24 protein-coding genes and 1 pseudogene are annotated in these 17513 nt (G+C 71.8%); 10 read left to right on the top strand and 15 right to left on the bottom strand.

The genetic code is table 11. From position 1 onward, the window contains the following. Positions 1–788 (top strand): iron chelate uptake ABC transporter family permease subunit (locus AB0K09_RS15550; RefSeq protein ID WP_366065880.1); only part of this gene is annotated, 788 nt, incomplete at its 5' end. An 85-nt stretch (positions 789–873) separates the two neighbouring features. Then, on the top strand, positions 874–1293 hold the full coding sequence (locus tag AB0K09_RS15545; RefSeq protein WP_366065878.1) for a transcriptional repressor: 420 nt from the start codon (positions 874–876) through the stop codon (positions 1291–1293). Between the two features lie 65 nt (positions 1294–1358). Here the strand turns inward: AB0K09_RS15545 and AB0K09_RS15540 are convergent, their stop codons facing one another. The 6 genes from AB0K09_RS15540 to AB0K09_RS15515 are packed head-to-tail and all read right to left on the bottom strand — an operon-like array spanning position 1359 to position 4532. Beyond that, positions 1359–1892, bottom strand: a complete 534-nt coding sequence (locus AB0K09_RS15540; protein WP_366065877.1) for a YcxB family protein — start codon at positions 1890–1892, stop codon at positions 1359–1361. Next, entirely contained in the window at positions 1885–2724 is an 840-nt protein-coding gene (locus tag AB0K09_RS15535) for an isoprenyl transferase (RefSeq protein WP_366065876.1), read from the bottom strand. The genes AB0K09_RS15540 and AB0K09_RS15535 overlap by 8 nt, the downstream gene beginning before the upstream one ends. 15 nt (positions 2725–2739) lie before the next feature. After that, on the bottom strand, positions 2740–3486 hold the full coding sequence (recO, locus tag AB0K09_RS15530; RefSeq protein WP_366065875.1) for a DNA repair protein RecO: 747 nt from the start codon (positions 3484–3486) through the stop codon (positions 2740–2742). Between the two features lie 4 nt (positions 3487–3490). After that, positions 3491–3949 carry a VOC family protein gene (locus tag AB0K09_RS15525; protein WP_366065874.1) on the bottom strand — a complete coding sequence of 153 codons (459 nt, stop codon included), beginning with the start codon at positions 3947–3949 and terminating at the stop codon, positions 3491–3493. Beyond that, on the bottom strand, positions 3942–4124 hold the full coding sequence (locus tag AB0K09_RS15520; protein WP_366065873.1) for a hypothetical protein: 183 nt from the start codon (positions 4122–4124) through the stop codon (positions 3942–3944). The genes AB0K09_RS15525 and AB0K09_RS15520 overlap by 8 nt, the downstream gene beginning before the upstream one ends. Positions 4125–4163: 39 nt before the next feature. Beyond that, a complete protein-coding gene (locus tag AB0K09_RS15515; RefSeq protein WP_366065883.1) occupies positions 4164–4532 on the bottom strand; it encodes an ATP-binding protein in 369 nt (122 codons plus the stop codon). A gap of 293 nt (positions 4533–4825) precedes the next feature. Here AB0K09_RS15515 and AB0K09_RS15510 point away from each other — a divergent pair, with 293 nt between their 5' ends. From AB0K09_RS15510 to AB0K09_RS15495, 4 genes are all read left to right on the top strand, one after another. Further along, the gene (locus tag AB0K09_RS15510) at positions 4826–5680 is read left to right on the top strand and encodes a helix-turn-helix transcriptional regulator (RefSeq protein WP_366065872.1); all 855 of its coding nucleotides are present in this window, start codon (positions 4826–4828) and stop codon (positions 5678–5680) included. Positions 5681–5691: 11 nt separating this feature from the next. Continuing rightward, on the top strand, positions 5692–5883 hold the full coding sequence (locus AB0K09_RS15505; protein ID WP_366065871.1) for a DUF397 domain-containing protein: 192 nt from the start codon (positions 5692–5694) through the stop codon (positions 5881–5883). A 198-nt stretch (positions 5884–6081) separates the two neighbouring features. Continuing rightward, a complete protein-coding gene (locus AB0K09_RS15500; RefSeq protein ID WP_366065870.1) occupies positions 6082–6642 on the top strand; it encodes a hypothetical protein in 561 nt (186 codons plus the stop codon). Then, entirely contained in the window at positions 6639–7088 is a 450-nt protein-coding gene (locus AB0K09_RS15495; protein WP_366065869.1) for a DUF6294 family protein, read from the top strand. Before AB0K09_RS15500 ends, AB0K09_RS15495 begins: the two co-directional genes overlap by 4 nt. Before the next feature lie 58 nt (positions 7089–7146). Here the strand turns inward: AB0K09_RS15495 and AB0K09_RS15490 are convergent, their stop codons facing one another. Together AB0K09_RS15490 and AB0K09_RS15485 are read right to left on the bottom strand one after the other, a co-directional pair. After that, entirely contained in the window at positions 7147–7494 is a 348-nt protein-coding gene (locus tag AB0K09_RS15490; RefSeq protein ID WP_366065868.1) for a hypothetical protein, read from the bottom strand. Positions 7495–7561: 67 nt separating this feature from the next. Continuing rightward, positions 7562–7981, bottom strand: a complete 420-nt coding sequence (locus AB0K09_RS15485) for a GNAT family N-acetyltransferase (RefSeq protein ID WP_366065867.1) — start codon at positions 7979–7981, stop codon at positions 7562–7564. Between the two features lie 37 nt (positions 7982–8018). Here AB0K09_RS15485 and AB0K09_RS15480 point away from each other — a divergent pair. Beyond that, positions 8019–8096: pseudogene (locus AB0K09_RS15480) on the top strand (hypothetical protein); the annotation flags it as partial. 38 nt (positions 8097–8134) lie between these two features. Here AB0K09_RS15480 and AB0K09_RS15475 read toward each other — a convergent pair. Together AB0K09_RS15475 and leuA are read right to left on the bottom strand one after the other, a co-directional pair. Then, complete coding sequence (locus tag AB0K09_RS15475) at positions 8135–8863, bottom strand: TerB family tellurite resistance protein (RefSeq protein ID WP_366065882.1); 729 nt, start codon at positions 8861–8863, stop codon at positions 8135–8137. A 182-nt stretch (positions 8864–9045) separates the two neighbouring features. Beyond that, positions 9046–10824 carry a 2-isopropylmalate synthase gene (gene leuA, locus AB0K09_RS15470; protein WP_366065866.1) on the bottom strand — a complete coding sequence of 593 codons (1779 nt, stop codon included), beginning with the start codon at positions 10822–10824 and terminating at the stop codon, positions 9046–9048. A 348-nt stretch (positions 10825–11172) separates the two neighbouring features. Here leuA and AB0K09_RS15465 point away from each other — a divergent pair, with 348 nt between their 5' ends. Continuing rightward, positions 11173–12228, top strand: coding sequence for a M4 family metallopeptidase (locus AB0K09_RS15465; RefSeq protein WP_366065865.1), 1056 nt, complete (start codon positions 11173–11175; stop codon positions 12226–12228). Positions 12229–12267: 39 nt separating this feature from the next. Then, positions 12268–12534 carry a protealysin inhibitor emfourin gene (locus AB0K09_RS15460; RefSeq protein WP_366065864.1) on the top strand — a complete coding sequence of 89 codons (267 nt, stop codon included), beginning with the start codon at positions 12268–12270 and terminating at the stop codon, positions 12532–12534. Positions 12535–12688: 154 nt separating this feature from the next. Here the strand turns inward: AB0K09_RS15460 and era are convergent, their stop codons facing one another. The 3 genes from era to AB0K09_RS15445 are packed head-to-tail and all read right to left on the bottom strand — an operon-like array spanning position 12689 to position 14895. Then, on the bottom strand, positions 12689–13630 hold the full coding sequence (era, locus tag AB0K09_RS15455; protein ID WP_366065863.1) for a GTPase Era: 942 nt from the start codon (positions 13628–13630) through the stop codon (positions 12689–12691). A 46-nt stretch (positions 13631–13676) separates the two neighbouring features. Then, a complete protein-coding gene (locus AB0K09_RS15450) occupies positions 13677–14039 on the bottom strand; it encodes a cytidine deaminase (RefSeq protein WP_366065862.1) in 363 nt (120 codons plus the stop codon). A 34-nt stretch (positions 14040–14073) separates the two neighbouring features. Next, positions 14074–14895 carry a helix-turn-helix transcriptional regulator gene (locus AB0K09_RS15445; RefSeq protein ID WP_366065881.1) on the bottom strand — a complete coding sequence of 274 codons (822 nt, stop codon included), beginning with the start codon at positions 14893–14895 and terminating at the stop codon, positions 14074–14076. Between the two features lie 150 nt (positions 14896–15045). Between AB0K09_RS15445 and AB0K09_RS15440 the strand changes: the two genes are divergently transcribed. Next, a complete protein-coding gene (locus tag AB0K09_RS15440; protein WP_366065861.1) occupies positions 15046–16482 on the top strand; it encodes an MFS transporter in 1437 nt (478 codons plus the stop codon). A 12-nt stretch (positions 16483–16494) separates the two neighbouring features. Here AB0K09_RS15440 and AB0K09_RS15435 read toward each other — a convergent pair whose 3' ends face one another. Together AB0K09_RS15435 and AB0K09_RS15430 are read right to left on the bottom strand one after the other, a co-directional pair. Next, positions 16495–16914, bottom strand: coding sequence for an SRPBCC family protein (locus AB0K09_RS15435; RefSeq protein ID WP_366065860.1), 420 nt, complete (start codon positions 16912–16914; stop codon positions 16495–16497). Continuing rightward, positions 16911–17321, bottom strand: a complete 411-nt coding sequence (locus tag AB0K09_RS15430; RefSeq protein WP_366065859.1) for a DoxX family protein — start codon at positions 17319–17321, stop codon at positions 16911–16913. Before AB0K09_RS15430 ends, AB0K09_RS15435 begins: the two co-directional genes overlap by 4 nt. Positions 17322–17513: the final 192 nt, after the last annotated feature.

Here is a 17513-nt window from a genome sequence, read left to right as displayed (position 1 = left end):
GCCACGTCGCTCTCACCGGCGTCGGCCTGGGCTTCCTGCTCAACACCAGCCCGGTGTGGATGGCGACCGTCGTGTGCGTGCTGGGTGCCGTGGTGATGGAGCTCATCCGCTCCTCCGGCCGGGCCCGCGGCGACATCGCCCTGGCCATGCTCTTCTACGGCGGCATGGCGGGCGGCGTGATGCTGATGAGCCTCTCCCCCAGCGGCTCCAGCGCCAACCTCACCACGTACCTCTTCGGCTCGATCACCACCGTCTCGCAGCAGGACATCGTCGCGATCTGCCTGCTGGCCGCGTTCGTGATCATCACCACCGTGGGGCTGCGCCGGCAGCTGTTCGCCATCTGCCAGGACGAGGAGTTCGCCCGCGTCACGGGCCTGCCGGTACGGCTGCTGAACCTGCTCGTCGCGGTCACCGCCGCCGTGACCGTCACGGTCGCGATGCGCGTCGTCGGGCTGCTGCTGGTCAGCGCGCTGATGGTGATCCCGGTCGCCGCCTCGCAAGCGATCGCGCGCAGCTTCGCGACGACCTTCGCGATGGCCGTGGCCATCGGCGTGCTCGTCACCGTCTCCGGCACCGTCACCTCGTACTACGTGGACGTGCCCTCCGGCGCGACGATCGTCCTGCTGGCGATCGGCCTCTTCGTCACCCTGACCGCGCTGGCCGCGCCCCTCGCCCGAAGGCGCGCGGGCCGTGCGGGGCGCGCGGCACAGGCCGAGCGGTGCACGCTGGAGGAGGAAGCCGGCGCGGCCGGTGCGACGGACGACGTAAGGGTCGCCTCCGGCAAATGATCTCGTACCGCGTCGTACGCCGGGCCTGGCACAATTGGCCCTGCAACACGTGCGATGGGTGTTCAGCGAGCTTGAGGAGGCAACTGTGGCGACCGCCGGTCCCCCGGTACGCGGCCGAGCCACCAAGCAGCGGGCCGCGGTCGCGGCCGCGCTCGACGAGGTGGACGAGTTCCGCAGCGCGCAGGAGCTCCACGACATGCTCAAGCACCGCGGTGCCTCCGTCGGCCTGACCACCGTCTACCGCACCCTGCAGTCGCTGGCCGACGCGGGCGAGGTCGACGTGCTGCGCACCAGCGACGGCGAGGCGGTCTACCGCCGCTGCTCCAGCGGGCACCACCACCACCTGGTGTGCAGGGTGTGCGGCAAGGCGGTCGAGGTCGAGGGCCCGGCCGTGGAGAAGTGGGCCGACTCCATCGCCGAGGAGCACGGCTTCGTGGACGTCGCCCACACGATCGAGATCTTCGGCACGTGCGGGGACTGCGCGAGCGCTGCCGCGCAGGGCTGACCCGGACATGTGAAACCGCCCCGGGCGTCATGTGACGCCCGGGGCGGTTTCGCGTCTGCGCGGCGTTACGCGCGGGGCAGGCGCGCATCCAGCAGCGCCCGGAGACGGTCGACGTCACCGGGGGCGGTGAGGGCCCGCTTGGGCAGGACGATCAGACATCCGCCGCGCCTGTCGGCGCTCAGCAGGACGAAGACGTCCTTCCGCTCGACGTAGCGGCCGAAGAGGGTCCAGGCCATCCGCTGGGACGAGTGCGCCGACACCCCGGTCAGGCCCTCGGCCCCCACCGTGGTGCGCGTCCATCCCTGCAACCGCGTGGTCTTGTGGAAGGCCCGTGCCTGGAGGGCGGGTGCCAGCAGCAACAGCCCCACCGCGACGGTGGCTCCGCCCAGGACGGACCAGTCCTTGCCCGCGACCCCGCCCGGCCCGTGCGGGGCGATGATGGCGACCACGAGGAGCGCCCAGCAGACCGGCAGCAGCACGCGCTGGAGCCGCGCGCTGCGGACGGCCCGGGTGCGGCCGTTCAGCGCGGACCGGATGTCCGCGGCCGTCAGCTCGTACTCGAACGTCAGGGCATCCCCCGCCGTGAGGCGATCACTCACCGGCGGAAGCCTCCTGCGCCGCGAGCTGCTCCTCGTTCGGGATCGCCCCGCCGAACCGGCGGTCGCGCTGGGCGAACTCCAGGCATGCGCGCCACAGGTCGCGGCGGTCGAAGTCCGGCCACAGGACGTCCTGGAAGACCATCTCCGCGTAGGCGCTCTGCCAGATCAGGTAGTTCGAGGTGCGCTGCTCGCCGGAGGGGCGCAGGAACAGGTCCACGTCCGGCATGTCCGGGTAGTAGAGGTACTTCGCGAAGGTCTTCTCGTTGACCTTCGACGGGTCGAGCCTGCCGGCCTTCACATCGGCCGCCAGCGCCTGCGCCGCGTCCGCGATCTCCGCGCGGCCGCCGTAGTTCATGCAGAAGTACAGCGTGAGCCGGTCGTTGTCCTTGGTCTGCTCCTGGGCGATCTGGAGCTCCTTGGCGACGGACCGCCACAGCTTGGGCATGCGGCCCACCCAGCGCACCCGGATGCCGAGTTCGTCGAGCTGGTCGCGGGTCTTGCGGATGAAGTCGCGGTTGAAGTTCATCAGGAACCGGACCTCGTCCGGCGAGCGCCGCCAGTTCTCGGTCGAGAAGGCGTAGAGGGAGATGTTCCCGACGCCCATCTCGATCGCGCCCTGCAGCACGTCCAGCACCCGCTCGGCGCCGACCTTGTGACCCTCGGTGCGCGGCAGGCCGCGGTCCTTGGCCCAGCGGCCGTTGCCGTCCATGACGATCGCCACGTGCTCGGGGACCAGCTCGCCGGGGATCTTCGGCGGACGCGCGCCCGAGGGGTGCGGGTCGGGGGTGCGGTAATCGCGTCGGGAACGGCCCAGAATCCCGCGTCGTGCCATCGGTGCCACTTCTCCTTACTGCTCCACGTAGCGCAGGGACCGCAGCCCCCGCTCCAGATGCCAGCTGAGGTAGGCGGCCACCAGGCCGCTGCCCTCCCTGACGTAGCGCGCCTCGCACGCGTCGGCCGTCGCCCAGTCCCCGGTCAGCAGCGCGCCGAGCAGCTCGATCGACTCCGAGGAGGGTACGACGCTTCCCGGAACCCGGCACTCCCCGCAGACGACGCCGCCCGCGGCGGCCGAGAAGAACCGGTTCGGACCGGGCATTCCGCACTTCGCGCAGGCGCCGAAGCTGGGGGCGTACCCGTTGACGGCGAGCGAGCGCAGCAGGAAGGCGTCAAGGACGAGGTGCGGCGCGTGCTCGCCGGCGGCGAGCGTCCGCAGGCCGCCGACCAGCAGCAGGTACTGCTGGACCGCCGGCTCGCCCTCGTGGTCGGTGAACCGCTCGGCGGTCTCCAGCATGGCCGTGCCGGCGGTGTAGCGCGCGTAGTCGGTGACGATCGCACCACCGTACGCGGCGATGGTCTCACTCTGCGTGCAGAGCGGCAGGCTGCGCCCCACGAGCTCGCTGCCGCGCGCGAAGAACTGCACGTCGACGTGCGAGAAGGGCTCCAGCCGGGCCCCGAACTTCGACTTGGTGCGCCGCACCCCCCGGGCGACGGCCCGGACGCGGCCGTGACCGCGGGTGAGGATGGTGATGATCCTGTCCGCCTCGCCCAGCTTCTGGGTTCTGAGGACGATGCCGTCGTCGCGGAACAGACTCATGGGGTCATTGTCCCGTACCCGGACCACTGCTCCGGCCGGGCGGCTCGGCCGCGACGAGCTCGACCTCGAAGCCGTCCTCGTTCTCCAGGTACGCGGCGTAGTGCGCGTCGCCTCCGGCGTACGGGTGCCGGTCGGCAAACAGCAGCCGCCACCCGTGCCGGGCACCCTCCGAGACGAGGGCCTCGACGGCGGCCCGGCCCTCGACGTGGAACGCCAGGTGGTTGAGCCCGGGCCTTCGTCTCTCGTGCCGCTCGTGCGGTTCGGCGGCGAGCGCGGGCGACTGCTCGACGACGACATACGTACCGCCGGGGTGCCGCCAGCTGCGTCCGTGCTCCCACCGCTGGTACGGCGCGTGGCCGAGCGCCTCCAGCAGCCACCCGAAGCTCGCGGCCGCGCGGCCGAGGTCGGGTACCCACAGCTCGATGTGGTGCAGGGCGCCGGTGACCGGCCGGTCGTCACTCATGGGGACGGTATACACACGCCGCCAGCGGGGCGTGCGTCTTCCAGCCGAGCGTCTCGTACAGCGCGCGGCCCTCCGGGGAGGCGCCGAGGCCGCGCCTGCGGTGCTCGGCCGGCGGGGGCGCGGCCCGCGAGACGGCCCAGCCGGCTGCCCACGTCCTGACGAGATCCGGAACCATGAAGGACTTCCTGCGTAATGGGGATTTGACGGCAGGACATTACGCGGGCCCGATGGGATCAGCATCTTCCCTGTCGCGCAGCTCGAACCAGACGCGCTTGCCGACGATCTCCAGCCCGTCCCACACCCAGGTCACGCCGGAGGCGTGGGAGAGCCGCCGGACGAGCATCAGCCCCCTGCCGCGTTCGTCGTCCGGTCCGGGATGACGGGCCCACGGCAGCCGCGTGGTGTCGTCGTCCCGCACAGCCACCACAAGGCTGTGCGGACGGACCGTCACCTCGACGGCGAGGGTCCGTACGCGGGCGTGCTGGACGACGTTGGCGACGGCGTCGGACACGCAGACGCGGGCGTCGTCGAGGAGGAGAGCGAGGGCGGGTGCTCGGCGGCCTCGAGCACACCGGCGAGAAATCGGCGGGCCAGGCGGGCGGTGGATCCGGTGGCGGGGGCGATCAGTTGGTAGGGGCCCACCCCCTCGCCGGGCGCTACGGTGATGGGGTTGTCGAGCGTGGCGATGCTCATGGTTTTCCTCTCAACCGGCTTGCCGGTCACGTGAGTTCGCATACTCACGGCGTGCGGTGTGCGACGATGCGAGGACCGTATGGGGCAACTATGCGCCTGGGCAACGTTGTCACACGGGAGCCACCCGGAGAGGTGGACGCCAGCACAGTTGCGCGCGACGCTGCGCGAACAGAGGTAGGTGGCATGCCGCTGAGGGAGAACCCGAGTGCCCGCCAAGTGCGCTTGGGCACGGAGCTACGGAAGCTGCGCGAGCGCGCGGGCAAGGCCGCTCGTGAGGCCGCCGCCCTGCTCTCGACCGACCAGGCGAAGATCAGTCACATGGAGGCCGGACGCATCGGCATCAGCGAGGAGCGGATCCGCCGGCTCGCGGCGTATTACTCCTGCGACGACGCAGCACTGATCGAGGCACTCTGCGCGATCGCGCGCGAACACCGCGGCCAGGGCTGGTGGGACGCCTACCGTGGTGTTCTCGCACCGGGGTTCCTCGACATCGCCGAGCTCGAGCACCACGCCACCTACATCCGGTGCCTTCAGCCGGTGACGTTTCCCGGGGTCTTCCAGACCGAGGCATACGCGCGGGCACTCTTCGAAAGCGTCATCCCTGCACTGCCCCACGATGAGCTCGAAGCCCGTGTGGAGCACCGCCTGAAGCGACGCGCGATCCTGGATCGCGAATCACCCGCGCCGTTCGAAGCCGTCATTCACGAGGCGGCCCTGCGGATGCGTATCGGCGGCCGGGAGGTGGCACGCCAACAGCTTGAGCACCTCATCGAGGCGTCGGAACGGCCTCATGTCACCCTGCGCGTCATCCCCTTCGCCCGCGAGGAGTTCATCGAGGTCACGCAGACCGTCCTGTTCGCAGGGGGCGTGGTGCCTCAGCTGGACACCGTCCAGATCGACACCCCCTTCGGCGGCAGGCACCTGGATGCCGCCGCCGACATCGACAGGTATCGCCGACTGGGCGACTTCGCGCGGGACGTTTCCCTCGATCCGGCCGGATCCCGGGATTTCATCAAGCACATCGGACAGGAACTGTGAAAGGCCGGACAATGAGCAGCGAAATGGCTTGGCAGAAGTCCTCGTTCTCGGGAGGCGGCGGCGAGCAATGCGTCGAGATAGCGGTGGCCGCCGGCGCTATCCTCCTCCGGGAAGGCGACACCCCGAGGGCCGTTGCGAGCGCCGCTCCCAGCAGATTCCGCGCTCTCCTGGAGCGCACCAAGGCCGGGGCCTACGACCGCTGATCCGGCGGAGCCGCCGCGCGGCCCGTCACCCCGAACGCCCGCCCGTTCCCCGGACGACCGCGCCACCCCACCTGCGCCCCTCTTGCCCGACTGGTCACCCAATCGGGTAATCCTCCCCTCCTGCTCCGAATCGCCCCCGGCAAGACGGCAGACTCTGCTGCAAGCACGGTAAATCCTGATTCGAGGGGGGATGTGCCCATGACGTCACGATGTGTGACGCAGCGGCTGTGCAGAACCACCCTGCCCGTCGCCGCCGCGCTGGGTCTGCTGGTGGGGCTGCCCATGAGCGCGCAGGCGGCGAACGGCCAGTTCGCGTACGTCCGGTCCGACACGGGGACGAACGAGACGATCGCCAACCCGCCGAACGACCACTGCCTGCCCCTGTCCGGCGGCGCGAGCAGGGCCGCCAACATCACGGACACCACGGCGATCGTGTACGCGGACGCCTCCTGTCAGCAGCCGCTGACGCTCGTCGGCGCGGGTACGAGCTGGCAGTCGTCCGGAACGCCCGCCCGGAGCGTGCGCTTCGGCTCCGGGCCGTCGAACGCCGGCCTGGGGAACTCGGGTCAGGGGAACTCGGGCGGCCCGGCCCTCACCAACCCGGGCACCGCCAACCCGGGCCCGGCCAGCCCGGGCACCGCCAACCAGGGCACGCCCAACCCGGGCACCGCCAGTCCCGGTACCCACGGCAGCGCCGGCTTCACCAACGCCGGCTCCGGGAGCCTCCAGCAGCCACCGGCCGAGGGGAGCCGCGCATGAGGCCCCTGCGGCAAGCGGCCCGGATCCTGATCACCGCGGTGGCCGTCTTCGCGACCATGTTCACCCTCAACGCCCCCGCGTGGGCGGCCCCGGACGTCGACGTCGCCCCCGCCACGTCGGGCGTCGCCGCCGACTACAAGTGGTACAGCTGGGGCGATCTGAGCGTCGGCGACTGCCACCAGACCGGTGGCATGCTCAAGATCTACCCGGACGGGAAGTTCACGTTCAGCGCGACGACGTGGACGACCTTCACGCTCAGCGGCGACATCTGGTGGGCCCGCTTCGACCTGCGGGACGGGGCGAACAACTCGCTGTTCACCACCGCCTCGGTCAGGAACCCCGAGGCCATGTGGCCGAGCAAGCACCACGACTGGACAGCGAACGGCACCTACCCGGCGGAGTTCTACAACGCCGTGGCGCACGTCATCCAGCGGGCCTCCTGCTGACACCCGCCCGACCGGCCGGCCGCCCGGCGCCCTCGGTGCCGGGCGGCCGGCCGTGTCGTCATCGGTGCAGCTCGCCGCCGTTGACCACCAGGTAGCGGGCCGTGGCCCGGCACTTGTCGCGGGCCTCGAAGTACATGATGGTGTCGTGCCGGCTGAGCTCCCCGCAGCTGTGCTTGGCCTGCAGCTGCGGCGTGACGAACGGTGTCCTCCGCTCGATCTCCTGGCGGAAGAACGGGAATTCCGGCCCGGGCTCCGAACAGGCCAGCGTGTAGCCGGAGGGCGCCTTCTTCGAGGCGACCGTCCGGCACCCCGTCGATTCGGCCGACGCGGTGGGGGACGAGAAGGCGACGAGGACGACGGCGGCGAGCGCCGTCAGGGTCGTACCGGTGAGACGCCGAGAGTTCATGACGACGAGAATGGGCCGCGCCGGCGGCCCAGTTCAAGATCATCGGCCCGGTGCCGGGCGGCACACGTCAGAATTGCCGCGCCATCCCGATGGACTCGGGCGCGGGGTCGGCGAAGCCGAACTTCGCGTAGAGGTGACGGGCGTCGCCGTCGGCGATGAGCGAGGCGTACGCACCGGCGGGCGCGCGGCACTCCAGTTCGGCGGTGAGGGCCGCCATGATGCGCTTGCCGAGTCCCCGGCCCTGGTGGGCGGGGAGGACGCAGATGTCGACGATCTGGAAGAAGCAGCCGCCGTCGCCGATGATCCGGCCCATGCCGATCGTCTCGCCGTCGTGGTGCACGGTCACTCCGTACCAGGTGTTGGGCAACCCGATCGCCGACCCCTCGGGCGACTTGGCGCCGAGCCCGGTGGCGTCGCGCAGCCGGCGGTAGGTGTCGACGGCCGGCACACCGGCCCGGACTTCATAGGCGTCGTCGAGAAGATCCACGACCGCAGCCTACGATCATCCGACGACTACCGTTGCCGTGGTGGGTGTCGGAGCGATCGGCGGCGTCGTGGCCGCCCGGCTGGTCGCGGCGGGACACGCCGATGTGACCACGTGCGTGCGCTCGCCGCTCGGCGGGCTGACGGGGATCTCCCCCTACGACGGCGTCCGCGCCGCCGCCAGGAGGCGGTCCGTCTCTTCCGGGCAGAGGGTCAGCGCGCGGCCCACCGTCGCCAGCACCTCGCGCTCCGCCGGCCGGTACGGGCCGTCCGCGAGGGCGATGCGGGCGCCCTGGAGGAGGATGGCCTCGCGGCCCGCGGGGGCCAGGTGCGGGGCCAGTGGTTCGAGGGCCTCGTGGAGCTCGATGACCAGGGCCGTGCCGCAGCGGTCGAAGCCGTGGCGGCCGGCGGCGGGGCCGGGTGGGGTGGCGTAGCGGCCCGGGAGCCGGCCCGTGTCGGCCGCGAGGGCCTCGATGAGCGTGACGAGCTGCTCCTCGCTGCAGTCGGCGAAGCCCGCCGCCCGGACCGCGCCGACGGCGGCGCGGCGGACGGTGCGGGCCTCGGTGCCGCCGGCGGCGAGGATCGCCAGGGCGACGGTGTGCACGGCGTCGCGGAGCATGGCGGAGAAGCGGGTGGTGGTGGGGTGGTCGAGGACGTCCATGGGGTACCGCTCCCGGCAGGCCGTGCATTCGACGACCGGACCGGCCGGACCGCGCGAGAGCAGCGGCACGCCGAACACGACGAGGCGGCGGCGCCCGGTGCGGCGGTGGTAGTTGCGGTCGCCGCCGCAGCCGGGGCAGAAGAACTCGCCGTCGCCGACGGTGCGCCATACGGTGCGTACGCCCACCACACACCGGTCCGGGCTGTGTCGGCCTTGCGCGTGCATCACGGCGCACCTCCATAACGCCACGGCCTCGTCGCCGCGTTGACGTGATGTTAGCCACACGTGTGATGCGGCGTCAGCACCTCGCCGCGCCGACTTCCGGCGGCCACTGGCCGAAAGCGGTGCGAGGCCCACCGGATGTGGTGGTTCCGCGGGCCGTCACGTTGACGGCCCGCGGACCCGCGTCACCGGTACGCGCGGTTCACCGCCGAGACGACGGCCTTGATCGAGGCCCGGGTGGTGTTGGGGTCGATGCCGATGCCCCACAGCACCCGGCCGTCGATCACGCACTCGATGTACGAGGCCGCCTGGGCGCTGGCGCCCTCGCTCATGGTGTGCTCGGTGTAGTCGAGCAGCCGGGCGTCGACGCCGATCGCGGCGAGGGCGTCGAAGAAGGCGGAGATCGGGCCGTTGCCGGTGCCGGTGAGCACGGTGTCGCGCCCGTCGACGACCGCCTCGACGGTCAGCGCGTCGCGGCCCTCGCTCGTGGTGGAGGTGTGGGTGCCGCGCAGGGCGACGCGGCCCCAGGGGTTGTCGGCGGTCGGCAGGTACTCGTCCTGGAAGACCGACCAGATCTCCTGCGGGGTGACCTCGCCGCCCTCGGCGTCCGTCTTGGCCTGGATGATCTTCGAGAACTCGATCTGCATCCGGCGCGGCAGGTCCAGCTTGTGGTCGTTCTTCAGGACGTACGCGATGCCGCCCTTGCCGGACTGCGAGTTGACGCGGATGACGGCCTCGTACGAGCGTCCGACGTCCTTGGGGTCGATGGGCAGGTACGGCACGGCCCATTCGATGTCGTCCACGGTCGTGCCGGCGGCGGCCGCCGCGGCCTCCATGGCCTCGAAGCCCTTCTTGATGGCGTCCTGGTGGGAGCCGGAGAAGGCGGTGTAGACCAGGTCGCCCGCGTAGGGGTGGCGCGGGTGGACCTCCATCTGGTTGCAGTACTCGGCGGTGCGGCGGATCTCGTCGATCTGCGAGAAGTCGATCATCGGGTCGACGCCCTGGGAGAACAGGTTCATGCCCAGGGTGACCAGGTCGACGTTGCCGGTGCGCTCGCCCTGGCCGAACAGGCAGCCCTCGATCCGGTCCGCGCCGGCCATGACGGCCAGCTCGGCGGCGGCCACGGCGGTGCCCCGGTCGTTGTGCGGGTGGACGGACAGGCAGATGTGCTCGCGGCGGGAGAGGTTCCGCGACATCCACTCGAAGCGGTCGGCGTGCGTGGAGGGGGTGGAGCGCTCGACGGTCGCCGGCAGGTTCAGGATGATCTCGCGGCCGTCCTCCGGCTGCCAGACGTCCATGACGCCCTCGCAGACCTCCAGGGCGAAGTCCAGCTCGGTGTCGGTGAAGATCTCCGGGCTGTACTGGTAGCCGAAGACCGTCTCGTCGCCGAGGATCTTCTCGGCGTACTCCATGACCAGCCGGGTGCCGTCGACGGCGATCTGCTTGACCTCCTCGCGGGAACCCCGGAAGACCACCCGGCGGAAGACGGGCGCGGTGGCGTTGTAGAGGTGCACGGTGGCGCGGTGGGCGCCGCGCAGCGACTCGACCGTGCGCTCGATCAGCTCCTCGCGGGCCTGGGTGAGGACGGAGATCGTCACGTCCTCGGGGACGGCGCCCTCCTCGATGATCGACCGTACGAACTCGAAGTCGGTGGCGCCGGAGGAGGGGAAGCCGACCTCGATCTCCTTGTAGCCCATGCGGACCAGCAGGTCGAACATCTCGCGCTTGCGGGCGGGCGACATCGGGTCGATCAGCGCCTGGTTGCCGTCGCGCAGGTCGGTCGACAGCCAGCGGGGGGCCTTGGTGATCCGGCGGTCGGGCCAGGTGCGGTCGGGGATGTCCACCGCGTCGTACGGGCGGTACTTGTGCACCGGCATCCCGGACGGCCTCTGGGTCACGGTGGCGGCGGTGAGGGGCGTGGGACGGCCGACGGCGGTGGCGGGCTGCTGCGGCTGCTCGGGCATCTGCTCGGGTCTCCTCGGATGGTCCGTGGTGGTCCGTGGGGCGAGGCCGACGGGGCAGCTCACGGGTGCCCGCGTACGCCGAGACTCCGCGGGGAGGGGGTCGGCCTACGACTACAGGCCCTCACCGCGGCAGCTAAGGAGAAGCAGCACGTCACGCATGGTGCGCAGCACACTAGCCGAGACGGGCGCGACGCGGCGGACCGTTCCACGATGCGGGACGGGCGGGGCGTCCGAGCTCGGGGGTGGCGATGCGGTCCTGTACCGGAAAAAGGGAGCTCAACCACTCATTTTCATGAATCACCGCGCCAAGGAGTGACAGCCCCGGGGGCCGGTGCCAGATTGCACGCCATGAACCCCACCGTGAACAGGACGTTCTGCGCGATCGTCCCCCCACACGTGCTGGACAGGCTCGCCCAGACGGACGATCCGCGTTTCTACGAACCGGCGCGGCGCACGCTGGAGCACGACGGCCTGCTGCGCACCCGCCGCCGGGTGACCGGCCTGCGCCCGCTGGACTCCTCGGCCGGCACGCCGTCCGACAAGCCGCAGCGGACGATCTACGACTCCGGGCACCTGGAGCGGCTGCCCGGCCGCAAGGTCCACGCCGAGGGCGACGCCCCGGCCAAGGACGCCACGGTCAACCGCGCCCACGCCGGACTCGGCGCGACCTTCGACCTCTACCTCAACGTCTTCGGCCGGCGCTCCATCGACGACGCCGGCATGCCGCTGAACGCCTCGGTCCACTACGGCGAGAAGTACGACAACGCCTTCTGGGACGGCGAGCAGATGGTCTTCGGCGACGGGGACGGCGAGCTGTTCGTCGACTTCACCGTGTCCGTCGACGTCATCGGCCACGAGCTGACCCACGGGGTCACCCAGCACACGGCCAACCTCGAGTACTACGGCCAGTCCGGCGCCCTGAACGAGTCGTTGTCGGACGTCTTCGGCTCGATGATCAAGCAGTACGCGCTCGGCCAGACGGCCGACCAGGCGGACTGGCTGATCGGCCAGGGCCTGCTGGCCCCGCATGTCACCGGTACGGCCCTGCGCTCCATGAAGGCCCCCGGCACGGCGTACGACGACGACGTCCTCGGCAAGGACCCGCAGCCCGCGGTCATGGACGACTACGTCCACACCAACCGCGACAACGGCGGCGTCCACATCAATTCCGGCATCCCCAACCACGCCTTCTACCTGCTGGCCACCGAGCTCGGCGGCCACTCCTGGGAGCGCGCGGGGAAGATCTGGTACGACACCCTCACCGGCGGCGAGCTCGCCGCCGACGCCGGCTTCGCGGACTTCGCACGGCTGACCGCCGCGGTGGCCCGCAGCCTGTACGGCGAGGGCGACGAGATCGGTGCCGTGCTCAAGGCGTGGCAGCAAGTGGGCGTTCCGGCGTCCTGATGGCCCATGGCCCCCGCGATCCGGGGCAAGAATGACGTCATGCGGATCGTCATCACGCGAACCGGCGGTTTCGCCGGGATCGAGCGCCGGGCCGAACTGGACACCACCGGCCGGCCCGACGCCACCCACCTCGAAGCCCTGGCCCACCGCGCCCTCGCACCGGGCCGGGAGTCCTCGCACAAGGGCGTACCGGACGGCTTCCACTACGAGATCAAGGTGAACGGCCGTTCGGTGCACCTCGCGGACCCGCACCTCACCCAGGAACAGCGCGAACTGATCCGGACAGTCCTGAAGGAGGGGGCCTGACGCCTGTCCGGCGGAGCCTCGCAGGGCTGCGGCCCGGTTCGCACACCGCCGGACCGGCGCGTCGTGGCCGCTCACCGTCGCGGCGGCAGAAGAACCGTCCGCCGCGATGGCGACGACCCACCGCCGCGAGGGTCCGGCCCCCGTCCCCGTTCGGCTAGAAGCCCAGCTTGCGGAGCTGCTTCGGGTCGCGCTGCCAGTCCTTCGCCACCTTCACGTGCAGGTCCAGGAAGACCGGCGTGCCCAGCAGGGCCTCGATGTGCTTGCGGGACTTCATGCCGACCTCCTTCAGGCGCGCGCCCTTCGGGCCGATGATGATGCCCTTCTGGCTGGGGCGCTCGATGTAGACGTTGGCGTGGATGTCCAGGAGCGGCTTGTCCTTGGGGCGGTCCTCGCGGGGGAGCATCTCCTCGACGACGACGGCGATGGAGTGCGGCAGCTCGTCGCGGACGCCCTCCAGGGCGGCCTCGCGGATGAGCTCGGCGACCATGACCTGCTCCGGCTCGTCGGTCAGGTCGCCCTCGGGGTAGAGCGGCGGGCTCTCCGGCAGGAGCGGCACGAGGAGGTCGGCGAGGAGGGAGACCTGCTTGTCGCCGACGGCCGAGACCGGGATGATCTCCTGCCACTCGATGCCGAGGTCCTGGCCGAGCTTCTGGATGGCCAGCAGCTGCTCGGCGAGGGCCTTGGAGTCCACCAGGTCGGTCTTGGTGACGATCGCGACCTTGGGAGTCTTCTTGATCGCGGCGAGCTCGGCCGCGATGTAGCGGTCGCCCGGGCCGATCTTCTGGTCGGCCGGCAGGCAGAAGCCGATCACGTCGACCTCGGCCCAGGTGGTGCGGACCACGTCGTTGAGCCGCTCGCCGAGCAGGGTGCGCGGCTTGTGCAGACCGGGGGTGTCCACCAGGACCAGCTGGGCGTCCGGGCGGTGCACGATGCCGCGCACGGTGTGGCGGGTGGTCTGCGGGCGGTTCGAGGTGATCGCGACCTTGGTCCCCACCAGTGCGTTGGTCAGGGTCGACTTGCCCGCGTTGGGGCGGCCGACGAAGCACGCGAAGCCCGCGCGGTGGGGGGCCTGGGACGGGGACGAGGATTTATCCATGACAGTTATTGTCCCCGATCGTCCGGCCCCCGCCGAACAGCGCCCCTTATCCCGCGGTGATCACCGCGCCCGGGGTGCCGTCCGGGCCCGCGAGCAGCACGGGCGTGTCCGGTCCGCCCAGGTCGCGGACGGCGGCGCGGTCGGCGTCCGGGACGGCCGCCGCCTCGCTGACGACCGCCGCGGCCTCCAGCGAGCGGGCGCCGCTGGCCACGGCCATCGCCACGGCGGTCTGCAGGGCGCTCAGCCGCAGCGAGTCCAGGGCGACGGTGCCGGCGACGTACGTGCGGCCCGTCTCGTCCCGGACGGCCGCACCCTCGGGGACGGCGTTGCGGGCGCGGGTGGCGCGGGCCAGGGTGATCAGCTTGCGGTCCTCGGGGTCCTGCACGGTGACCTCTGCGTTGTCCGTCATGGCCGGAGCATAGTGAACGCCCGTCCCGCGCCTGCTAGCCGGCCAGCGGGAACATGCTGCCGCGGCGGCCCTCCGGGGAGTTCAGCCACTCCAGCTTGGCGGCGGTCTCCGTGCCCGGGTAGGGGTTGTGCAGCACGATCGCCAGGTCCGGCCGCTCCGGGACGCGCAGCTGGGTGCTCTCGAAGGCGAGCGTGCCGACCAGCGGGTGCTCCAGCTCCTTGCGCAGCTGGCCGGGGGCGCTGACGTCCCCCCGGGCCCACAGCTCCCGGAACTCCTCGCTCTCGGCGGAGAGTTCGTCGAGGATCTCCTGGAAGCCCTCGTCGTCCGGGCGCTCCGAGCAGGCGGCGCGGAACTGGGCGACGACGCGGTGGGCGTTGGCCTCCCAGTTGGCCGAGCGGGCGCGGTAGACGGGGTCGGTGAAGAAGGTGATCAGGCAGTTCTGCCGCTGGTCCGGGCGGAAGCCCATGACCAGGCCGGCGGACTCGTTGTAGGCGATGGTGTTCCAGTAGGCGTCCATCACGTGCGCCGGGAGGGGCATCCAGGCGTCGATCAGGCGCTTGATCCCGTCGCACAGATAGTCCCCGGCGAGCTCCGCCTCCGGCAGCGGCGGGTTCAGGCCGGCGAGGACGTACAGGTGCCGGCGCTCGGGGCCCTTCAGCCGCAGCACGCGGGCGACCGCGTCGAGGACCTGTGGGGAGACCGTGATGTCCCGCCCCTGCTCCAGCCACTGGTACCAGGAAGCACCCACTCCGGCGAGGACCGCGACCTCCTCCCGGCGCAGCCCGGGCGTACGCCGGCGGGCCCCGCCGTCCGGCAGGCCGGCGTCGGCCGGGCTCACCCGGGCCCGACGGCTCATCAGGAACTCCCGCAGCTCGTGGCGGCGGCGCGGCGCGGCGGCGCGTGCGTGCGGTACGGCGGTCAACGGGTCCCCCTCGTGACTGGTGGTGCGACCACCACCATAAGTGCGTTCTCCCCAGCGGTATTCCGCGGACCCGAGGGTGGACGCATGGCGATCGACACCCCGACCACCGCCCCGCCCCTCGCGGCGCAACCGGCGCGCATGACGACCCGCGACAAGCTGATCCTGATGGTGCTGTGCGCCGCGCAGTTCATCGTCGCGCTCGACTTCTCCATCCTCAACGTGGCCCTGCCCGTCCTCGGTGACGACCTGGGCATGGGCCAGGCCGACCTCCAGTGGGCGGTCACGGCCTTCGCGCTGCCCTCGGGCGGCTTCCTGCTGCTCTTCGGCCGGATCGCCGACCTCTACGGGCGGCGCCGGCTCTTCCTGACCGGGCTCGCCCTGTTCGCCCTGGCGTCCGTGCTGGCCACCTTCGCGTGGAACCCGGCGGCCTTCCTCGCCGGGCGCGCCCTGCAGGGGCTGGGCGCGGCGGTCATCGTGCCGACCGGTATGTCCCTGCTGACCACGACCTTCGCCGAGGGCCCGCAGCGCGAGCGGGCGCTGGGCATCAGCGGCACGCTGCTCTCCCTGGGCTTCACCGTGGGCATGGTGCTCGGCGGCGTGATGACCGACTTCCTCGGCTGGCGCTCCACGATGGGTCTGCTGGCGCTCGCCGGCGCCGGTGTCCTGGCCGTCGCACCGGGCCTGCTCACCGAGTCGCGGCACAGCGAGCGGCCCCGGATGGACCTCCCGGGCGCGGTCACGGTGACCGGCGGTCTGCTCGCCCTGATCTACGCCCTGTCGACGGCGGCCCAGCGGGGCTTCGGCGGCGCGGACGTCATCACCGGCCTCGTCGCCGGGGCCCTGCTGCTGGCCGGCTTCGTCGTCGTGGAGTCCCGGGCCGCCGAGCCGCTGGTCTCGCTGCCGATGCTGCGGCGGCGGACGGTGGCCTGGGGGAACCTCGCCGGACTGATCACCTTCTCGATGATGAGCACCGTCGTGTTCCTGCTGACCCTGTACCTCCAGGAGGTGCTGGAGCTCTCGGCCTTCCGCACGGGCCTGGTCTTCGGCGTGCAGGGCGTCTTCGCCGCGGTCGCCGGGATGACCGCGCCGAAGGTCATCGCCCGTTTCGGGACCCGCGGCACGCTGGTGACCGGCCTGCTGGTCCAGGCCGTCTGCACCGCTGCCCTGCTGGGTCTGCGCACCGACTCGGGCGCCTGGCTGGCGCTCGCGGCCGCGGCCGTCGCCTGCGTCGGCCATCTGTGGGCGATCGTCTCCTACGGCGTGACCGCCACCTCCGGGCTGCCGGACGGCGAGCAGGGCCTGGCCACCGGGCTGGTGACCAGCTCGCAGCAGGTGGGCATCACCATCGGCATCCCGCTGCTGAGCGCGCTCGCCTCGGCGCACATCACGGCCCTGCGCTCGGACGGGGCGTCCTTCGCGTCGGCGACCCTGGGCGGGATCAGGCTGGGGCTGGGCGTCGACGCGGCGGTGGTGGCGGTGACCGCCGTGCTGGTGGCGTTCGGCCTGCGGCGGGCCCGCTGACGGGCGCGGGCCTCAGCCCGGCCCCTCCGGGGCGTCGGCGCGCAGCCGGACCTCCTCCGCCAGTCGGTCCAGGCTCTGTTCCAGGGCCTGCTCGACCGCGCTGTCGGAGGGGGCGTGCGCCTCGTCGAAGAAGGTGAGGTGCACGGTCACCTCGGTGGTCCCGCCGCCGGCGCCCGCGATCTGCAACCAGCCGGTGTAGCGGCCGGTCTCGCGGGTGCCCCACTCCATCCGCAGCTCCTCCTTGTCGACGCGGACGAGCGCGGCGGCGTCCTCGCCGGTGCGGTCCTCGTGCACGGTGACCCCGGGCGGGCTGTCCGGGTGGACGTGGAGGTCGCGGGGCAGCCAGCTGTCCAGCCGTCCCAGGTCGCAGGCCTGATCGAAGACGACCTCGGGCAGGGCCGGCATGGTCCGGGACCGTACGAACTCGCTCATCGGTGGCGCTCCTCACGGCCGGCGGCCACGGTCATGAGCAGGCCGCCGAGGATGGAGAGGTTCTTGAGGAACTGGATCCGCTGCTGGATCCGTTTCCCGGGGTCGTCCTCGCTCCAGAAGGGGTGCCCGGCGATCGTGGTCGGCACGAGGCTCGCGGCCAGCGCGAGCGCGGCGAGCCGCGGCACCCGCCCGGTCGCCAGCAGCGCGCCGGCCCCGACGTCCACGGCGCCGTTCATCCGTACCAGCCGCTCGGCATCGGCCGGCAGCCAGGGCACTCGCCGTGCGAAGGCCAGGGCGACGGGCGCGGCGGCGGGGGCGAGGAGCTCGGGGTGCCGGAGGGTTTGCCACCCGCTGGCGAGGAAGACGGAGGCCAGGAGGGGGCGGGCTGCGGCTTTCAGGGGTGCCATTCCCGTGCAGTGCCCTGTCGCCTACGGCGCATTCACGTGTTTCCCGGGGTTCCCCCGGTCGGCCCAAGCGAGCTGGGGGCAAGCCCCCACGCCCCCGAGGCCCCTCCATCCCGCCGCGACGGCGAGAAGCGGCCACAACCGGACCAGCGGTGCCGGACCGGCCCCCACCCTGAGCAAAGAGGCACCGGCACG

This window comes from Streptomyces sp. NPDC049577, from assembly GCF_040675635.1.
Classification (GTDB): Bacteria; Actinomycetota; Actinomycetes; order Streptomycetales; family Streptomycetaceae; genus Streptomyces.
This window is presented reverse-complemented; position numbering and strand designations above follow the sequence as displayed.